This is a genomic window from Herbaspirillum sp. GW822-FHT03A08, from assembly GCF_058801885.1.
This window is the reverse complement of the sequence record NZ_JBXANR010000005.1, coordinates 288151-305216: the sequence shown is the minus strand read 5'-3', so window position 1 is coordinate 305216 and position 17066 is coordinate 288151. Positions and strand designations below refer to the sequence as shown.

Sequence of the window (17066 nt, the reverse complement as noted above, 5' to 3'; positions counted from 1 at the left end):
TGCCGATCCGGCCCGCAAGGGCCGGATCGGCATTAACAATTCCAGCCCGGAACTCAGGCGAATTTTTTATAAAAGTAACCGGTCAGCCCACCCAGCGTCAGCCAGAACAAGCCATTGGCCAAGGCTGTCGCGTGGATGAATGCCTGCGCCAGTTCTTCCGGCGCGGCGCTGCCATGCACGGCCGGATGCGGCGCACCGATGAGATGCGGCACGATCAGCAGCGCCACGCCCAGCAACTTCAGCGCCCAGTGACGCGCATACACACCAAGTCCCAGTCCGGCTGCGGTCATGCCAGCTGTCATGACCCACCACAATTGACGCGCATGCAGCGGCGCAGCCACGGTGCCCGGAACTTCAGGCGGCAGTCCCAGCGACGGCGCCACGAAGAACACCAGATAACCTGCCACGCCCCACACCAAACCGGAACGCCATGTCACCTGCTTGCCAGTCATCACGATCGCGGCGGCGAGGAACAGGCCGAAACCAATTGCCATGCTGATATTGGCCAGCACGGTATAGGCGGTGCGTTCGAAACCGTTGGCCGGCTCCCACTCTTCACCTTCATGTTCGTGCTCGTGCGCTTCTGCAGGTGCACCGGCGGCAGGCGTTGCCGCGGCATGGGCTTGCTCGTGCGCCTGTTCATGAGCCTTGGCCGCAGCCGCTTCTTCGTAGACCTCCGCCTGGAGGATGATTTTGGAGACTTGCAACTGCTGCACACCAGTCAGCAAGACGCCGGCACAAGCGCCAGCCAAGAGGACGGTGGAGGCAATCCGCCGCAATACTGCGAGATTCATCATTCAATTGTTCCGCGGAATATTCTTCTTAGTGGCAAGGAAAACCTGCCGAATGGCGGCCGTCATGCGCGGCGTTGTGCAGTTCCACCGCCGAAGCAAAACCGGCGGCGTAGATCAGGCCTGCACCCAGCACTAGCGCGGCAATGCCCGGCAAAATGCGATCGCGCCATACGCTGGAACCGGTGGAGGAATCGATGGTGCTGGTGTCGTTGGCGGATGCGCCGGTGGTGAGAGCCATGTGTTTTCCTTCGAATAAGCGTTGAAGCCAAACCGGTAATGGCGCTGACAAGACTGCAACAGCGCACATAACGGAAATAACGGAAACGTCACGAAGGAAAATGAGGAAACGACGCGGGGTGCAGAAAAATCACGCAATCCGGGAAGCAGTCCGTCGATCGCCCTCCGCGATGCAAAACAAGTCGTATACCGAGGGCCGGTCTCCGGGCTTGCGAAGGGTTCGCGGCGAGAATGATCTGACCGGAACCGGAATTTGCGCCTTCCCATGCCGTGTCGATAAAACACTTCATGCACAGTGGCTGGATGCAGATTCGCTGATTCGCTTACCGTTGCGGGGGCAGCGCCGGAATGGTTTCCAGAGAGATGATCTGGATGAACGCACCGGCTTCCCGATTAAATCCGGCGAAAGAAAATACGCCGGATACCCAAGGCAATGCTACCCCGGCAGTATAGGTGTGTGGAGGGATTCTGGCAACCGGAAGAGGCGCTGAAACAATGTCTAAACCAGCCTGCAGCCGGCTTGGAATCGGCATAAAACCAGGCTTCGGGGACGGGATGCGCAAGACCCGCGACGGGGTCAATGCGCAGTCCCAGAGGATTCGCTGGCGATCAAATAGCAATGAGCTATGGATTTAGCCGGGCGATTAGTTGGAATTAGGGCCTTTTGCGACCTTTTTAGGCGGCTCCGGCGTCAGATTGATCGGGTCGCTGGCCGGAAAAGTATCTTCCAGCGCATCGTCCAGATCACGGTCGCGCTTGACCTTTTTGGCGTCTTTGACACTATCCGTCTGCTTTTCAAGCTCGCGCTCGTCCGCAGCGACGATATCCTCGCCGCCTTCATTGTCGCTCGCCACCTGCTCGACCGACTCGGGCGTTTCAGGTGCGCGGTCGCGGCTGCCACGCTCAACCGAGGCGCGTTCGCCGGTGCCGGTGGAATCGCTGTCTCCTTCGGTGGCGATATTCGTCATGTCGCTGCCGCTGTCGGATGTGTCGCTGGGGCCTAGTGCGTGGTTGTCGTGACCTTTGCTGAGCTCGCGATCCGAGATCGGCAATACGTCAAGATCGAGTGTGCTGGTAGCCATGATTATTCCTCGTTAAATCGGGTAAAACTACGCGGGTAAAACAGGGGTGAAACCAGTTCCGGAATCACCCACCGGACATCTTCAACGGCGGCTCGGCGGGATCCGTGTCGGGAATGCCCGGTTCGCTCGGATTGAGCGGCGGATCCTGCACCGGGTTGTATTCATCCGGCGGAATATCCTTCGGCGGCGGTGGCGCGGTCGGCGGGATGTCTTGCGGTGTATGCATGCGCGCTCCTCACAGCGGATTCTGGTGGGGAATCGGATCCTGCTGCGGCGTCGGATCGAGCGGCGGCACTTCAACGGGTGGGATATCTTGTGGCTTATGCATGTTATGTCCTTTCTGATGCAGCGATGCGTACAGTAACGTAATGAAGCACGAACAACGCCGACGAACCGTCGACGAGCGGCGACACAACATCAGGCTACGCGCTCAGGCACGTGCTGCGTATAGGACAAACACTTTTTCGGGCTTCATCAACTCTTACGCGTAGGCAGCGGGTTGATCCGGCGTAAGGGTGACAAGGGGATGCCGAGGAGATCGATCAGGCAAGAGCGGGCGCTATCATCGGTATCTCCCTGCTGTGCAAAGCCGATACGGCGCCGGCCGCCGGCAAAGCGTTCAACTCAGTTGGCATGCCATGCAAATTCTCATGCAGATCAGCCGGCTCTTCGCCAACCCGGAAGGCACTGACGGCATCCCACAGCTTGTGCGCCTGTTCCTGCATATCGGCTGTCGCCACCGCCGCCTGCGCCACCAGCGTTGCGTTGGTGCGCGTGACGGCATCGATTTGCGTAATGGCCTGATTGAGATCGGCGATGCCGTGACTCTGCGCGTCGCTGGCGGCGGCAATTTCATCCATGATGCCGACCACGTGCTCAACCGAGTCAACGATCTCGCGCATGGTCTGGCCGGCGTCGTCGACCTGGCGGCTGCCGGCATCGATGCGCTCGACAGAGTCGCCGATCAGCACTTTGATTTCCTTGGCGGCAGCGGCGCTGCGCATGGCAAGATGGCGAACCTCTGTCGCCACCACGGCAAAACCGCGCCCTGTCTCGCCCGCCCTCGCCGCTTCCACCGCTGCATTCAGCGCCAGGATATTGGTCTGGAAAGCGATGCCGTCGATCACGGAAATGATGTCCACCACCTTGCGCGAGCTATCCTTGATCGCGGTCATGGTGCCGACCACGGACGACACGATGTCGCCGCCGCGCGAAGCCACGCCGGCAGCCGATTGCGCGAGACGATTGGCTTCGCCGATCTGCAATGCGTTGCGACTGACGATGCCGGTCAGTTCCGCCATGGCGCCGGCGGTTTGCTGCAGCGAACCGGCCTGCGCTTCGGTACGTGCCGCCAGATCAGTATTGCCGGCGGCGTTTTGCTGCGAGACGCGGAAGATGCTTTGCGTGCCGTTGCGCACTTCGCTGACGGTTTGCAGCAGACTCTGATTCATGCGGCCCAAAGCAGCAAGCAACTGTCCTGTTTCGTCCCGGCCGCCTTCGGCGATATGGGCAGTGAGATCGCCCGCTGCAACGCGGCTGGCGAGATCCACGGCATCATTCAGCGGACGCGTGATGCTGCGGTTAAGACGCCACGCCACCAGCACGGCCAACAGCATGGCGACGCCGCAAATCACAATGGTCGCCATGGTGGTCTGCCTGCCGCTGGCAGCGAAGTCATCCAGATCGCTCTGAATCTGGCTCTGCTCCAGCTTGACCAATTTGTCGATGGCTTCCAGCCACTGATTTTGCAGCGGCGCAACTTCGGCATTGAGCAATTTGGTCGCCTGCCCGGCATTAAAGCCGGCAACGAATTCCTCCGCCTGCTTGATGAACGGTTCGCTGCGGCGATCAAGACCATCCATGTCGTTGATGATGGCCTGCTCTTCCGCACTCACGCCGCTTTTAAGCAAGGCGGCCTGATTGACGCGATAGGTCTTGCGCTCCACTCCGATGCGCGCCATCTCTTTTTGCATGGCATTGAGGTCCGTCAGCGTCGCCACATTGCGCGCGGCTTGTCCCTGACGGAACAGGCTCTGCCGCATCAGCGCCGCAATCTCGGATTTGCCGTTGGTATGGCTGAGCGCGGCCGCCAGCTGTTGCTGAGCACGATGCGCGGAGAAGCCTGCCAATGCGGTCACCGCCGCCATCAATAGCAATATGACGCCAAAGCACAGCGACAAGCGCTGCCCGATCCGAAGGCGGGAAAAATTCATGAAGTCTCCTGTTCTGTGCAGCGTCGCCGATTGCATGAAATTGCGCCAAAGACAATTCGACGAGACTGATTTTATGTAGTTTTACTATATTTTTTAATTATTCTGGCACAGAGATGGATTTGCTTCTAGCTTTTTCAGGCGGAATACTTGATTTTTATCGAGAGGGCGGCCGATACAAAGTAAAAAATGTCGATGTAGTAAATGTAGTTTTATTACTTCAAGATTTGGGCTCGGCACCGGATTCCACTCGTTTACGCCAGTACAAATGCATCAGCGGCGCCGAGGAAATGCCATGGAGCAGCACCGACAAAGCCAGTACCGTCAGCACGTCTTGCGCGATGCGCACATTGAGCTTGTCGTGCCAGAACTGCAGAACAAAGCACAGGTAATACAACGAACCTACGCCGCGGATGCCGAACCAGGCGATCAGCCAGCGGTGCGAGGTTTCGGTATCAGAGCCCAGCAAGCCAAGCCCGACGGCGATCGGTCTGATCACGAAGAACAGCAATCCTGCGATCAGGACGCCCTCGCCTGAGATGCCGAATTCTGACAGCAGGATCCCCATCAACAGCACCATGAAGAATTCCGCAAAATGCTCGAGTTGCTGGTTGAAGCCGAGGACCGTCTCGGTCAGATAGACCGGCGCCTGTTCGGGGTGAACGGCGGCGGCTGACTTGCCGCTGTCCTCCGCTGCCGCGATCAACTCTCCGGCAGGTTTGTTGCCGCTGCTGGCAGACTCCACCTGGCGCATCGCCAGGCCGGCGGCAAACACCGACAGAAAACCGATGCCGTGCACCAGCTCGGCCACGCCATAGGACAGCATGATGATGCCGATGGCCATGAACTCTTCCATGCCCAACGCCAGACCAAAGCGCTGCCGCGCAACCAGCACCAGGCGCGACATCGCCCAGCCGAACAGCGCGCCGCATCCGATGCCTGCAGCAACGCCCCAGGCAACGAACCAGCCGAAATGATTGACTTGCGCGATCTCATCGGTCACGCCGAGCAAAATCAAGGCAAGGATGACGAACGGAAAAGCACTACCGTCATTCAGGCCACCCTCGCCGCTCAAACTGAAGCGCAGCTGGTCAGGATCGTCGACATTTTTTATCTGCACATCGGACGCCAGCACGGGATCGGTCGGCGCAAGAATGGCGCTCAGCAGCATCGCCACCGCAAACGGCAAGTCAAACAGGAAGGTAATGCCGAGGGCAAGCAACGGCACCGTGATCAGCATGGACAGAACACCCAGACGCAAGGGCAACCACCATAGCCGGCTGCCATCGCCGCGAAACGCCACGCGCAGTTTCAGTCCGACCGTAAACAAGGACAGCAACAGCGCCACACGCGTGATCACCGTCAGGATGTCAGCATGCGCGCGCAGGTCGATATGGATCAGACCGGTGCCGGCAGGACCCAGCAACCAGCCTATCGGCAGGTACAGCATGGCAGCGTTGAACGGCAATTTTTCCAGTACCGATTCAAGAAACACCATGAAAGTCAGCAATACGCCGGCGATCAGAAAATAGACGGTAGGAATGTCGATGAGGGTCTCCGGCAGAAGGACAATGCGGCGCGGACGTCGGAAATCGAAACCAAAAGCAAAACGGCAGCTGACACGTACGGGTATCAGCTGCCGGAATGGCATGTAACGAGGGCGTCAAATCATGTCAGCCATCAAGGAAAGAATTCTGGCGGAATGACGTGACGCTGCGGCGAGCCATGCTCAGTGCTGCTCGGAGGCGCTGCCGTCTTTCTTACTCGGCATCAGTCCATCGTCGGCGTTGGCGCCGGGATCTTCAGTGCCGTCAGGCTCCGGCGCTTGTGGAGCAGTTGCGGCTTGCTGCGCAACCGCAGGCAAGTCGCTCTTTTCTTTGACTGCAGAGGATGCCGGGGGAGCCGCGACCGACCGCAGCAATTCCTGGGACGCTGCCGGCAATCTATCGGCATGCGCAGAAACGTCGCGCGTATTCTGACCGCTGCCTGTTTCGACGTAATTGTCATCGCGCGCGTCGGATTCGTCCCCGGTCAGATCACCTCCTGCCTGCTGATCGGTGAAGCGCGGCGTGCCCTGGTACAGCGGACGCCCGAGCGGATCAGTATAGGGTTTGGCGGGTGCGGTTTCCTGCACATCTTTCTGCACGTGAGAGGCTTGCTGCCCCTGCCCTTGTTGCTGGCTTTGCGACATCTCTTGCTGCATTTGCTTTTGCGTAGACATGTTGATTTCCTTGTCTGGGTTCTCGCCGTCGGACGTCGACGTCGGTGCCGGGCCCCTGACGGTCCCGGATTGTTCGCTCTGCGCCTCTGCCATGGCGTGCAAGATCATGCTGTCGGCAAACATAGGCGTCGCCTTTAAATATGTCAGCAGCTCAGTGCTTGCGACCCGAGCCGGATTTGCGGCCGCCTCCGGAGGTTTTGTTTTCCGTAGCCCAGGCGCGGCGCTCTGCCTCCTTATGGCTGACGCCGCGCTTTTCATAGCCCTCTTCGATATGAGCCACCTGACGCTTCTGCTTGTCGGTGTAGGAAGATTTATCGCCTCTTGGCATGACGCTCTCCTGTGAAATTTGCCTGAAAAACAAAGCACAGCTTCATCTTAGGCAAGCCGGTCCCTTATGCCAGCAGGACAGGCACTTATTCAGCTGTAGGAGGAACAGGAATGAAAAACGGCGGCAAGGACAATGAAGTCTCGTGCCGCCGCGCAAGTCTGCCGATACCGGCAGATCATCAGATTGGATCAGGCAGATCCGTCCGCCAGCGCGTCAGAGACGATCTGCTGCGCTTCGGCAAAAATGCTGTCGAGATGCGACTCGTCGCGGAAGCTCTCCGCATAGATCTTGTAAATGTTTTCCGTACCGGACGGACGCGCTGCAAACCAGCCGTTATCGCTGATGATCTTGACGCCGCCGAAAGCCTTGTCGTTGGCCGGCGCGGTCGTGAGGATCTTGCGGATTTTCTCGCCTGCCAGCTCGGTCGAGCGTACATTGTCGGACGACAGACCCGACAATAATTTTTTCTGCTCCGGTGTCGCGGCAGCTTCGATGCGTCCGTTGCACGGCAGACCCAGCTGTTCCGTCAGGGTGTGATAAATCTCACCGGGATCACGGCCGGTGCGCGCCGTCATTTCGGCTGCCAGCAACGCGGCGGTAATGCCATCCTTATCAGTGCTCCACGGCGTGCCGTCAAAGCGCAGGAACGACGCGCCGGCGCTTTCTTCGCAACCGAAACCGAGGCTGCCATCCTGCAAGCCGGCGACGAACCATTTGAAGCCGATCGGCATTTCCTGCAGAGGCCGTTGCAACTGTGCAGCGACGCGATCGATCATCTGGCTGCTCACCAGCGTTTTACCGACGCCGGTTTCCGCACGCCATTCCGGACGGTGCTGAAACAGATAAGAAACCGCTGCCGAGAGATAATTATTCGACGGCATCAGGCCGACGCTCTTGGTGACGATGCCGTGGCGATCATGGTCGGTATCGCACGCAAAGGCGATATCGAATTTGTCCTTGAGCAAAATCAGCTCGCGCATCGCATATTGCGAAGATGGATCCATGCGGATCTGCGCATCCCAGTCGAGCGGCACGAAACGGAAAGTCGGATCGACTTCGCGATTGACGACTTCCAGCTTGAGATCGTAGCGATCTGCAATCGCGCCCCAGTAATGCACGCCTGCGCCGCCGAGCGGATCCACGCCCATGCTGATGCCCGAGTCGCGAATCACGGCAAGATCAATGATGCTGGGCAAATCGTCGATGTAGGTTTCCAGATAGTCGTACTGGTGCGTGCTCGATGCGCGCAAGGCGCGATCAAACGGAATGTGTTTGACGCTGCGCGCCACATCCCGCAGGAAAACATTTGCTCGTTTCTCGATCCAGCTGGTGACGTTGGTATCGGCCGGACCGCCGTTGGGCGTGTTGTATTTGAAGCCGCCATTATCCGGCGGATTGTGCGACGGTGTAATTACGATGCCATCCGCCAGCGCTGAGGGATGAGCGCGGTTGTGCATCAGAATTGCATGCGACACCGCCGGTGTCGGCGTGTACGGCGAGCCGCGTGCAATCATGGTCTGCACCCCGTTGGCAGCAAGCACTTCGAGCGCGCTGGAGAACGCCGGCGCGGACAAGGCATGGGTATCTATACCCAGAAACAAAGGCCCCGTAATGCCGTTCTCAGCACGGTAGTCGCAGATGGCTTGCGTGATCGCCAGCACGTGCCATTCATTGAAGCTGCACGTCAGCGAACTGCCGCGATGGCCCGAGGTGCCGAAGGCCACCTGATGCGCAGCGATACCGGCATCGGGATGCAGGCTGTAATAGCTACTGACCAGCACAGGCAGATTAACCAGGGAAGAAGTGTCGGCGCGTTGGCCGGCCAGAGGACTGATGCTGCTCATGTTTTATCGTTTGCCTGCTGTTTCTGGAGTTGCTTGGGTATAAAAGATAAGGAGATGGCGCGACAGTATGCATACATTGCGAATGCAATGTCGCGTTGCGCACATTGCGCACATATTGCGCACGCATTACGCACCATCGTGCCGCCATCGGTAACCGATGTCCTCACGCCCGGTATTGTAGCGTGAGAGGCAATAAAGGCTATGCCATCTCCGGCGCAGATACCGCATAACCGGCTTCACGCAATCTGTTGCGTCTCGCCTTGTTGGCGGCGGCGAGCTCCTGCAAGGACATGGCGCGCTGTTCCGAATAGCTTTGAGGCACGCTGCTCGGTTCAATGGTCGCCAGCGTCTGAGCCAGCCTGGGATAAAGATTGGCGCGACGGCGCTGGTTCTCTGCCGCCAGTTGTGCTTTGAGATCATCCGTCAATACATGCGGCTGACTTGGCTGATAGGGCTGTGGCACGCTGCTTGCAGCGCGCGCAGTCTGCGCAGCTTGTGCCGAATCTATCGACTGAGCCGATATACCGGAGGAATGGACAGACCTGGATCTGTCGGTATGTGCTGTGGTCTGCATGATCTTCACTCCCGCAATGAAGGAATCTTCTGCATAAATCCAAATGTACACGAGATCGTGAAAACGAACGATAGATGAGTGACAACGTTCGTTTTTCGTTTGCTGTACGTGCTTTTTAAAGTGTGGTAGCGCAATGGATTTTTTTAAAGAGGGGCAGATGGCCGTCAGGAAACGGTCGCCTGCCCGCACTTCATTTGCGTGCTTATATTTACGCGCTTACGCTCGCCGGATGAGACGCAAGATCAGGAGCAGTACGACTGCGCCGATCGTCGCAGTAACGATGGACGCCGCAATACCGCCGCCGACACCGATACCGAGCAGACCTGCCAGCCAGCCGCCGATAAATGCACCGACGATGCCGACCAGAATGTCGACCAGCAGCCCGAAGCCGCCGCCCTTGACGAGTACGCCTGCCAGCCAGCCTGCGATGGCGCCGATGATCAACCAGACAATGATTCCGTGAGACATGTTGTTCCTTTCAGTTTATTTTTTTCGAACGCCGCCGGATTGCGCGGTTGGAAGAATCTTATTGGGCGCCGCCGGTCCGACATATCGGACAGCGGCCAATTCCCTTGTAGGACAAGCGGCAAGCCGAGCGCTCATGCGCCTTTGCGACTTGCCCGACTCTTCTCCGATTCCTACAAATCAAAAGGAATGTTTCCTATAGCCAAAGACCCGCTGATTTTTTTAAGCTGGCAGCAACTAATCTGACTGGGGGAAACAACATGCAAGAGCAAAACGAACGGATTCAAGGACGAACGCACACTGTCGGCGACAACGTCGACAAAAGCGCATCCTGGCCGCTGCTTGCTGCCGGCTTTCTCAGTCAGGCCTGCCCCAGTGCGGCGCCGTTGTTTCATTCTTGCGCGATGCTGGTGTCGTTGCGCAAGTCGCGTCACGGCAAGAATTCTGCCAACGCCGAATAACGAAAATGAATACAGGTATCGCAGGGTCGTCGGACACACCGAAAGACAACTGAGCGACGCCGATTTTTCTCCCGGTCTGATCCGGTATTTACCAAGGAACAAACATCATGAAAAAAATCACCAAAGCCGTCTTCCCCGTCGCGGGCCTTGGCAGCCGCTTTTTGCCGGCGACCAAAGCGCAGCCCAAAGAGATGCTGCCCATCGTTGACAAGCCGCTGATTCAATACGCTGTAGAAGAAGCCGTCGAGGCCGGCATTACCGAAATGATCTTCATCACCGGTCGCAACAAGCGCGCCATTGAAGACCATTTCGATAAAGCCTACGAGCTGGAAACCGAACTGGAAGCCGCCGGCAAAACCAAGCTGTTGGAATTTGCCCGCAACGTCATTCCGAAGCACATCAATTGCGTCTACATCCGCCAGTCCTCGCCGCTGGGTCTGGGCCATGCCGTGCTATGCGCGAAATCGCTGGTCGGCGATGAACCGTTTGCGGTGGTACTCGCCGACGACTTCATGGATGCGCCGGAGAACGGCAAGAACGTGCTTGGACAAATGATCGATGTCTTCGAGCAGGAACAGAAAAGCCTGCTCGCCGTACAGGACGTACCGCGCAGCGACACCAAACAATACGGCATCGTCAGCACCGACGCCGACAGCCCGCACAGCGACCGCCTCGACGTCATCAGCGGCATCGTCGAGAAGCCGGCTCCGGACGTCGCACCGTCCACGCTGGCCGTGGTCGGCCGCTACGTGCTGACACCGGCAATCTTCGAACATCTGGAAACCATCGGCAAAGGCGCCGGCGGCGAAATCCAGCTGACTGACGGCATTGCCGACCTGATGCAAAACGAAACCGTGCTCGCCTATCGCTACGACGGCCAACGCTACGACTGCGGTTCCAAGCTGGGTTACCTCAAGGCCACGGTTGCCATGGGCGCCAAGCATCCTGAGGTCGGAGAAGAATTCTCCGAATACCTGCGCGAAGTGCATGCTGCCGATGAAGAAGCGGCGCAAGAGCCTGTGCAAATGCCGGTTCGCCTGGCCAAGATTGCCTGACGTCGAGTGGACCACGCCGAGTAAAGCTCGTTGGTGAATTTGCAGCCCTGAATTCGCCTCGCCATGTCCTGTCTCTTTACAGATTTAGCTAGTGTTGTGTAGTGCAGTCCCCGTGCAGTTGTAGTTTTTTCATTTCACCTTCCCCCTCTTGGCCTGTCCGCCGTCACTGCAAGTGACGGGGACAGGTTCCTTTTTTCCGTCATCGCCGGCGCCGCCTTCCACGCCTTCAGTCCTCAATACCCTCTCCACTGGCAAATAAAACAATACTGTCATTTTGCTGCGGCAATTCTGTGCAAGAATAGGCTGCATCTCGTTGCGTATGGAGCCGGCAAGCCGCATGGATCTGAAGCTACCCGAACTGACCGAACTGGAACGCATCATTCAGGCTGGCTCGCCGTGGCTGGAGGCGCGCTCCGCCTGCAACGTCGAATTTCAGGGACGGCATTTCCCGGTCTATGTACTGAGCGTCGGCAGCAAGGATCCCGCCGCGCCGGCGGTCGGCTTCTTCGGCGGCGTGCACGGGCTGGAACGCATCGGCACCGCCATCCTGCTGGCTTTCCTGCGCAGCCTGATCGGCCGCCTCAAATGGGACAAGGTCCTGCATCATCAGCTTGAATCGGTACGCCTGATCTTCATGCCGCTGGTCAATCCGGCGGGCATGTGGAATAACACCCGCTGTAACACCAGCGGCGTCGACCTGATGCGCAATGCGCCGGTCGATTCTCTTGAAAAAGTCCCCTTTTTGCTCGGCGGCCAGCGCTTCAGCGCCCGCCTGCCCTGGTATCGCGGCGCCGCCGATGCACCGATGGAAGCGGAGGCGCAGGCACTGTGCGATATCGTCCGTGAAGAACTCAGCAGCCGTCCGTTCAGCGTCGCGCTGGACTGCCATTCCGGATTCGGCTTGCAGGATCGGATCTGGTTTCCGTTCGCGCACAGCTCCAAACCGATACGCCACATGCCGCAGATCGAAGCGCTCAAGGATCTGTTCAGCCAGACCTATGCCGACCACAATTACCTGTTCGAACCGCAAAGCCTGCAATACCTGACCCACGGCGATCTGTGGGATTACCTGTACATGCAGACGGCTGCCGAAACCGATAACGTCTTCCTGCCGCTGACCCTGGAGATGGGATCGTGGCGCTGGGTGAAGAAGAATCCGCGCCAATTGTTTTCGCGCACCGGCATGTTTAACCCCAACGCGCCGCATCGCTTGCAGCGCGTACAGCGCAGCCATCTGGTCTGGTTCGATTTTTTGACCCGCGCAGCGTGTGCGCACCAGCATTGGCTCCCCAGCGAAGACGGCAGCACGCCGGTCAGGGTGACGAGCGCATGAGTCCGTGGATTCTGTTACGCGGTCTGATGCGTGAGACCCGTCACTGGGGCGAGTTTCCGCAGACTTTCTCGGAACGCTTTCCCGGCGCCGATATCGTCATGCTGGACCTGCCCGGCAACGGCAGCCTGCATCGCCAGCGCAGCCCTTCGTATGTGCAGGAAATGACGGAGACCTGCCGCCGCCAACTGGCCGGGCGCGGCATCGCGCCACCATTCAATCTGCTGGCGTTGTCATTGGGCGCCATGGTCGCCTGCGACTGGAGCACGCGCTATCCGGAAGAGATCGACAAGGCGGTGCTGATTAATACCAGCCTGCGGCCTTTCAGCCCGTTCTATCAGCGCCTGCGCCCGCGCAATTACCCGGCGCTGCTGAAGCTGGCGCTCGGCAATCCCGATGCGGCGGCGCGCGAACGCACGATACTCCGGCTCACCAGCAATCGCCACACGGCGGCCAGCCTGCTCAGTGAATGGATGCGCTACTCGCGCGAGCATCCCGTGACACGGGAGAATGCGTTGCGTCAGCTGGTTGCGGCAATGCGGTATCACGCACCACAGCAAGCTCCCCGATCGCCGGTTCTGATCCTGTCCGCCAAAAGAGACAGGCTAGTCAATGCACGCTGCTCCACGACGCTGGCGGCCCGCTGGCAAGCCCCTTTACGCGTGCATGACACCGCTGGACACGACCTGACGCTCGACGAACCGGCGTGGGTCGCGCAGCAAATTCACGCATGGGCACTTGCAGCAAAGAGTGAGGCATGACGCACATGTTCATATGACGATGGTAACGATTACATTTATTTTCATTTGAAAGAAAAATCGGAAATCTCTTTGAAATCAAGCCTGTAGTATCTTTTGCGATTGCGAAATATCACAAAAGAATATATATTGTTTATATTATTTATTCAGGAGCAACCATGGCAACACAAAAACCTCAAGCAAAAACAGCTGTGCGCGCAACACCAGCGAAGGCAGCTAAGCCAGCAGTCAAGCCGGCTGTCGCCGCTGCGAAGCCCCCTGTAAAACCAGCAGCAAAAGCCGCTGTGAAGAAACCCGTAGCAGCTGCGAAAGCAAAGATCGTCAAAAAGCCTGCCGTTAAAGCAGCCACCAAAGCCATCGCTCCAGCGCTGAAGAAGCCACTCGTCCCAGTAGCAAAAGCTGCAATCAAGGCCGTTGCCAAGACTGAGAAGAAAGCTGAAATCAAGATCAAGAAAATCAAGCAAGTCCGTGACAGTTTCACCATGCCGGAAACCGAATACGAAGTTCTGAGCCAGGTGAAGAAGGCATGCCTGAAGGCAGGCTTTGAAATCAAGAAGAGCGATCTGCTGCGCATCGGCGTATCGCTGATCAAGAATCTGGAAACCGGCAAGCTGAAGACGCTGCTGGCTGGCCTGACGCCATTGAAGGTCGGCCGTCCGAAGAAATAATTCTTCCCCCATCCCTCCGAAGAGGCCGTGAGCGTTTTCGGAGGCGATCTCTGCACCACACACCTCCCCGCCGCCCCCTTCGCTTTACCGCCCTCCTCGTACTACCCAAATCCCACCGTACCTTTTAAGCGGGATGGATTAACGTCAGACGGCATCCTGCAACGCAATTCTTTGCATTTGAGTGCGCTCACCGCTGGCGAAACGAATATCGAACTGGATGTTGAATAACGAGAAATGATACCGGCTGACGTTAGAATACCGCCATGCGTTCCAAGGTATGCGTCGGCTCTTCGCCTTCCGCATGCATCAGTGCGATGGTTTTCAACCCCGGCTGGATTTTGACGGTCTGCACACGCGGTCCCGGCTCGATCTTGTCGCCATCCGCAAATACAGTCCAGACTTCTTCACCGTATTTGAGCGCTTCGAGTACGTGAATCACATGGCTTTCGCTCGGCGCGACCTTCCAGCGATTGGTGTCCGTGTTTGCCAATCCCCAGCGCACGTATTGCACTTGGCCTTGTTTGTTGTAGTTGACGGCGGTGATGACGCGGATGATGGGCATGGGTTCAGACAAGCAATAAATGGAACCCCAATTATGTCACCGTATCTTTCCGGCGCGGTATGTTGGATGCTTCATTTATATGTCATTTTTTCCCGCCGATGACTTTAAGCGGTACCCATTTCTGATCCTTGACCTGGAAGATCGTGAAGACCGGATTGGCAAGATTGCCTTCCGCATCGAAAGAGATGGTGCCGGTCAATCCGTTGTGATGCAGCTGATGCATCGCAACAATGATGCGCTGACGATCGAGTGAATTGGCTTGCTTGATGGCGGCCACCAGTACCTGCACTGCATCATAAGAGAACGGTGCATATAAACCCATGTCGCTGCCGAACCTGCTCTTGTAAGCCTTCTCAAACTGCTGCCACGGCGCCCCCTTATAGGATGGTTGCCCCGGCTCCAGTGCGATGGTGCCATTGCCCGCTTCGCCGGCGATCTTCAGGTATTGCGCTCCGACCGTGCCGCCGACGCTGACCAGCGGTGCGTTGATGCCGAAACGCTTCAGCTCTTTCGCCAGTTGGCCCGCCTGCGCATCGAGTCCACCGAAGAAAACGACGTCGGGACTCTGCTTCTGAACATTGCGCAGCACCGCATTGAAATCCGAGGTGCGGCTGCTCACGCCGAACTGGCTGACGATATTGCCTTTGAGCGACGTCACCATTTGCGCAAAGTGCCTGGCATACCCCGCGCCGAACGGCGTCTGGTCATCGATGATCGCAATGCGTTGCGACTTCATCTGGCGAACGACATATTCCGCGGTGTAGCTGGCGCCTTCATCATCATGGGGAACGATGCGGAAGGTGGTCGGGAAAGATTGTTCCGTATAAGCATGCGCCGTGGTCGCCTGCGCGATCTGCACGATGTCGGCATTCTTGTAGATCTGCGATGCCGGAATGCCGACTCCTGAATTCCAATGGCCGATGACGCCGACTACACTGCTCTTGACGAAGTATTCTGCAACCAGCAAACCGGTGCGCGGATCCGAGCGGTCATCCTGCGTCAGCAATTTGAACACCAGCTTGTCGCCATCGATGTGAATGGCTTGCCGGTTGGCGTCGTCGACCGCGATTTCCGCCGCATGTACAAGGCTGGCTCCGATGGAGCCTGACGCGCCGGTCAGTGGCGCGGCGTAACCGATCAATACTGTTCTGTCTGCAGCCATCGCCTGCGACGCCAACAGCATCGCCGCACCGAGGCCGAGCAACTTCAAAGAATCCAGTAGTTTCATTCTTGCATTCCCCAGATTCTTAACCATAGTCTTGTCTGCATACCGATCGGGCGAACCGACCGTCAGACAAAACGTCGCAAGTTCCATGCCTGCGCTGTCACAGACAGCGATAAAGAATGTACATGAAAGAAGCAAAAATGAGAACGGCGAGAATGTTTCAGGATCATTACAAATGACCTCTGAGACAAGAATGCAAGACGCCTGTCAGAAATTCAATTCGATGTGCGCTTCCTGCCCGACCCGCAGCAGATTTCCTTGCCCCTGGATAACAATGGCGTTCTGCCCGAATGTCACTCCGCCGTCGACGCGATCGTTGGCGCGGTAGGTCGCCAGGGTATCGAGCGGCTCATTGGGCCATTGGGCGCTGCCCCGGCCCGTCTCCTGATCGATCCCCGGCATGGGGCAACGTGCACAAGGCTTGACCATCCTGAGAACGATTTCACGGCCCGGCTCGCCTAGCGTCAGTGTGTCGACATAATCTTCTTCATAGGCATCCAGCCCCGACAACACCACGTTGGGGCGGAAACGATTCATCGGGATCACCGGTGCGCCCTTTTTTTTCAAGCGCTGATTGAGATCGTCAAGCGAGGCTTCATTGACCACCAGCAGCGGAAAGCCATCGGAAAACTGCGTCGTGGCAAGCGCATCGCCGGTCCACTTCTGGCTGCAGATGCGCTGCTCCGCCGGATTGAATTGCACCAGCCGGGCATCGGCGCCGAAATAGGAGGAAAACCACTCATGCGCCCGCTCGCCGCAATCCAGCGGTTGCACGGCGTAGTCCCAGATACTGGCAGACAAGATGCCTGCGGAGTCCCCGGGTTCCAGCGGCAAGCTGAGTTCCGGCATGCCGGGTGCGCGCACGATCAGGGCTTCGTCAGTCAATGCCGTCTTCACGGCCGCCATCAGGGGATGTTCGCGCTGCGACAAGAATCGTCCGTCGCGGTCGATCAGCATCCAGCGCCGGTCCATGGACAGCCCCAGTTCGCTGATGTTCGCTTCAGCCAGATCGATGCCGCCGCAGGACTTGATGGGATAAATATGCAGAGCGCTTAGTGTCGTCATGTAATGTCGTCATGAGGTGGACGTGAAAATGCGATCCTTACTGTTCTTACTTTTTCCCGCTGAAAAGATGCCAGCGCGTCGTACCGCTCCGGACATGCGACAATCCGGGTTCGCCGGTGCGATGAAGGTACGGAGAAAGCGCAATGAAACAAGAACGAAGCGCTTTGACAACGTCGACAAAACGCCT

19 protein-coding genes and 1 riboswitch are annotated in these 17066 nt (G+C 57.9%); of the genes, 5 read left to right on the top strand and 14 right to left on the bottom strand.

Annotated features, from left to right (window positions below; all coding sequences use genetic code 11):
* Positions 1-53 precede the first annotated feature (53 nt).
* The 11 genes from AC1RN6_RS17555 to AC1RN6_RS17505 form a co-directional block, all read right to left on the bottom strand.
* Positions 54-794: a CbtA family protein gene (locus AC1RN6_RS17555; protein WP_493006934.1), complete on the bottom strand. Its 741-nt coding sequence runs from the start codon at positions 792-794 to the stop codon at positions 54-56.
* Between the two features lie 28 nt (positions 795-822).
* On the bottom strand, positions 823-1032 hold the full coding sequence (locus AC1RN6_RS17550; protein ID WP_493006728.1) for a CbtB domain-containing protein: 210 nt from the start codon (positions 1030-1032) through the stop codon (positions 823-825).
* 176 nt (positions 1033-1208) lie between these two features.
* Positions 1209-1475: riboswitch (cobalamin riboswitch) on the bottom strand.
* Between the two features lie 200 nt (positions 1476-1675).
* Complete coding sequence (locus tag AC1RN6_RS17545; RefSeq protein ID WP_493006727.1) at positions 1676-2113, bottom strand: hypothetical protein; 438 nt, start codon at positions 2111-2113, stop codon at positions 1676-1678.
* 64 nt (positions 2114-2177) lie between these two features.
* Positions 2178-2339: a hypothetical protein gene (locus AC1RN6_RS17540; protein ID WP_493006726.1), complete on the bottom strand. Its 162-nt coding sequence runs from the start codon at positions 2337-2339 to the stop codon at positions 2178-2180.
* A 316-nt stretch (positions 2340-2655) separates the two neighbouring features.
* On the bottom strand, positions 2656-4326 hold the full coding sequence (locus AC1RN6_RS17535) for a methyl-accepting chemotaxis protein (RefSeq protein ID WP_493006725.1): 1671 nt from the start codon (positions 4324-4326) through the stop codon (positions 2656-2658).
* Between the two features lie 217 nt (positions 4327-4543).
* The gene (locus AC1RN6_RS17530; RefSeq protein ID WP_493006724.1) at positions 4544-5974 is read right to left on the bottom strand and encodes a cation:proton antiporter; all 1431 of its coding nucleotides are present in this window, start codon (positions 5972-5974) and stop codon (positions 4544-4546) included.
* 78 nt (positions 5975-6052) lie between these two features.
* The gene (locus AC1RN6_RS17525; protein ID WP_493006723.1) at positions 6053-6667 is read right to left on the bottom strand and encodes a hypothetical protein; all 615 of its coding nucleotides are present in this window, start codon (positions 6665-6667) and stop codon (positions 6053-6055) included.
* 28 nt (positions 6668-6695) lie between these two features.
* Positions 6696-6872, bottom strand: a complete 177-nt coding sequence (locus AC1RN6_RS17520) for a hypothetical protein (protein ID WP_493006722.1) — start codon at positions 6870-6872, stop codon at positions 6696-6698.
* Between the two features lie 188 nt (positions 6873-7060).
* Positions 7061-8716: a phosphoglucomutase (alpha-D-glucose-1,6-bisphosphate-dependent) gene (pgm, locus tag AC1RN6_RS17515; protein ID WP_493006720.1), complete on the bottom strand. Its 1656-nt coding sequence runs from the start codon at positions 8714-8716 to the stop codon at positions 7061-7063.
* A gap of 199 nt (positions 8717-8915) precedes the next feature.
* Positions 8916-9479: a hypothetical protein gene (locus AC1RN6_RS17510; protein WP_493006719.1), complete on the bottom strand. Its 564-nt coding sequence runs from the start codon at positions 9477-9479 to the stop codon at positions 8916-8918.
* 27 nt (positions 9480-9506) lie between these two features.
* Positions 9507-9758, bottom strand: coding sequence for a GlsB/YeaQ/YmgE family stress response membrane protein (locus AC1RN6_RS17505; protein WP_493006717.1), 252 nt, complete (start codon positions 9756-9758; stop codon positions 9507-9509).
* 257 nt (positions 9759-10015) lie between these two features.
* On the opposite strand from AC1RN6_RS17505, the gene AC1RN6_RS17500 reads away from it, so the two are divergent.
* The 5 genes from AC1RN6_RS17500 (at position 10016) to AC1RN6_RS17480 (ending at position 14027) form a co-directional block, all read left to right on the top strand.
* A complete protein-coding gene (locus tag AC1RN6_RS17500) occupies positions 10016-10216 on the top strand; it encodes a hypothetical protein (protein ID WP_493006716.1) in 201 nt (66 codons plus the stop codon).
* Positions 10217-10323: 107 nt separating this feature from the next.
* Positions 10324-11271 (top strand): UTP--glucose-1-phosphate uridylyltransferase GalU, encoded by a 948-nt coding sequence (gene galU, locus AC1RN6_RS17495; protein ID WP_493006715.1) that lies wholly within the window; start codon positions 10324-10326, stop codon positions 11269-11271.
* Positions 11272-11608: 337 nt separating this feature from the next.
* Positions 11609-12604 carry a M14 family zinc carboxypeptidase gene (locus tag AC1RN6_RS17490; RefSeq protein ID WP_493006714.1) on the top strand — a complete coding sequence of 332 codons (996 nt, stop codon included), beginning with the start codon at positions 11609-11611 and terminating at the stop codon, positions 12602-12604.
* Positions 12601-13362: an alpha/beta fold hydrolase gene (locus AC1RN6_RS17485; protein ID WP_493006713.1), complete on the top strand. Its 762-nt coding sequence runs from the start codon at positions 12601-12603 to the stop codon at positions 13360-13362. The genes AC1RN6_RS17490 and AC1RN6_RS17485 overlap by 4 nt, the downstream gene beginning before the upstream one ends.
* 155 nt (positions 13363-13517) lie before the next feature.
* Positions 13518-14027 (top strand): hypothetical protein, encoded by a 510-nt coding sequence (locus AC1RN6_RS17480; RefSeq protein WP_493006712.1) that lies wholly within the window; start codon positions 13518-13520, stop codon positions 14025-14027.
* 250 nt (positions 14028-14277) lie between these two features.
* On the opposite strand, the gene AC1RN6_RS17475 is transcribed toward AC1RN6_RS17480, so the two are convergent.
* From AC1RN6_RS17475 to AC1RN6_RS17465, 3 genes are all read right to left on the bottom strand, one after another.
* A complete protein-coding gene (locus AC1RN6_RS17475; RefSeq protein ID WP_493006711.1) occupies positions 14278-14589 on the bottom strand; it encodes a hypothetical protein in 312 nt (103 codons plus the stop codon).
* An 82-nt stretch (positions 14590-14671) separates the two neighbouring features.
* Positions 14672-15817, bottom strand: a complete 1146-nt coding sequence (locus tag AC1RN6_RS17470; protein ID WP_493006710.1) for a branched-chain amino acid ABC transporter substrate-binding protein — start codon at positions 15815-15817, stop codon at positions 14672-14674.
* Positions 15818-16021: 204 nt separating this feature from the next.
* A complete protein-coding gene (locus AC1RN6_RS17465) occupies positions 16022-16879 on the bottom strand; it encodes an MOSC domain-containing protein (RefSeq protein ID WP_493006709.1) in 858 nt (285 codons plus the stop codon).
* Between the last annotated feature and the right edge of the window lie 187 nt (positions 16880-17066).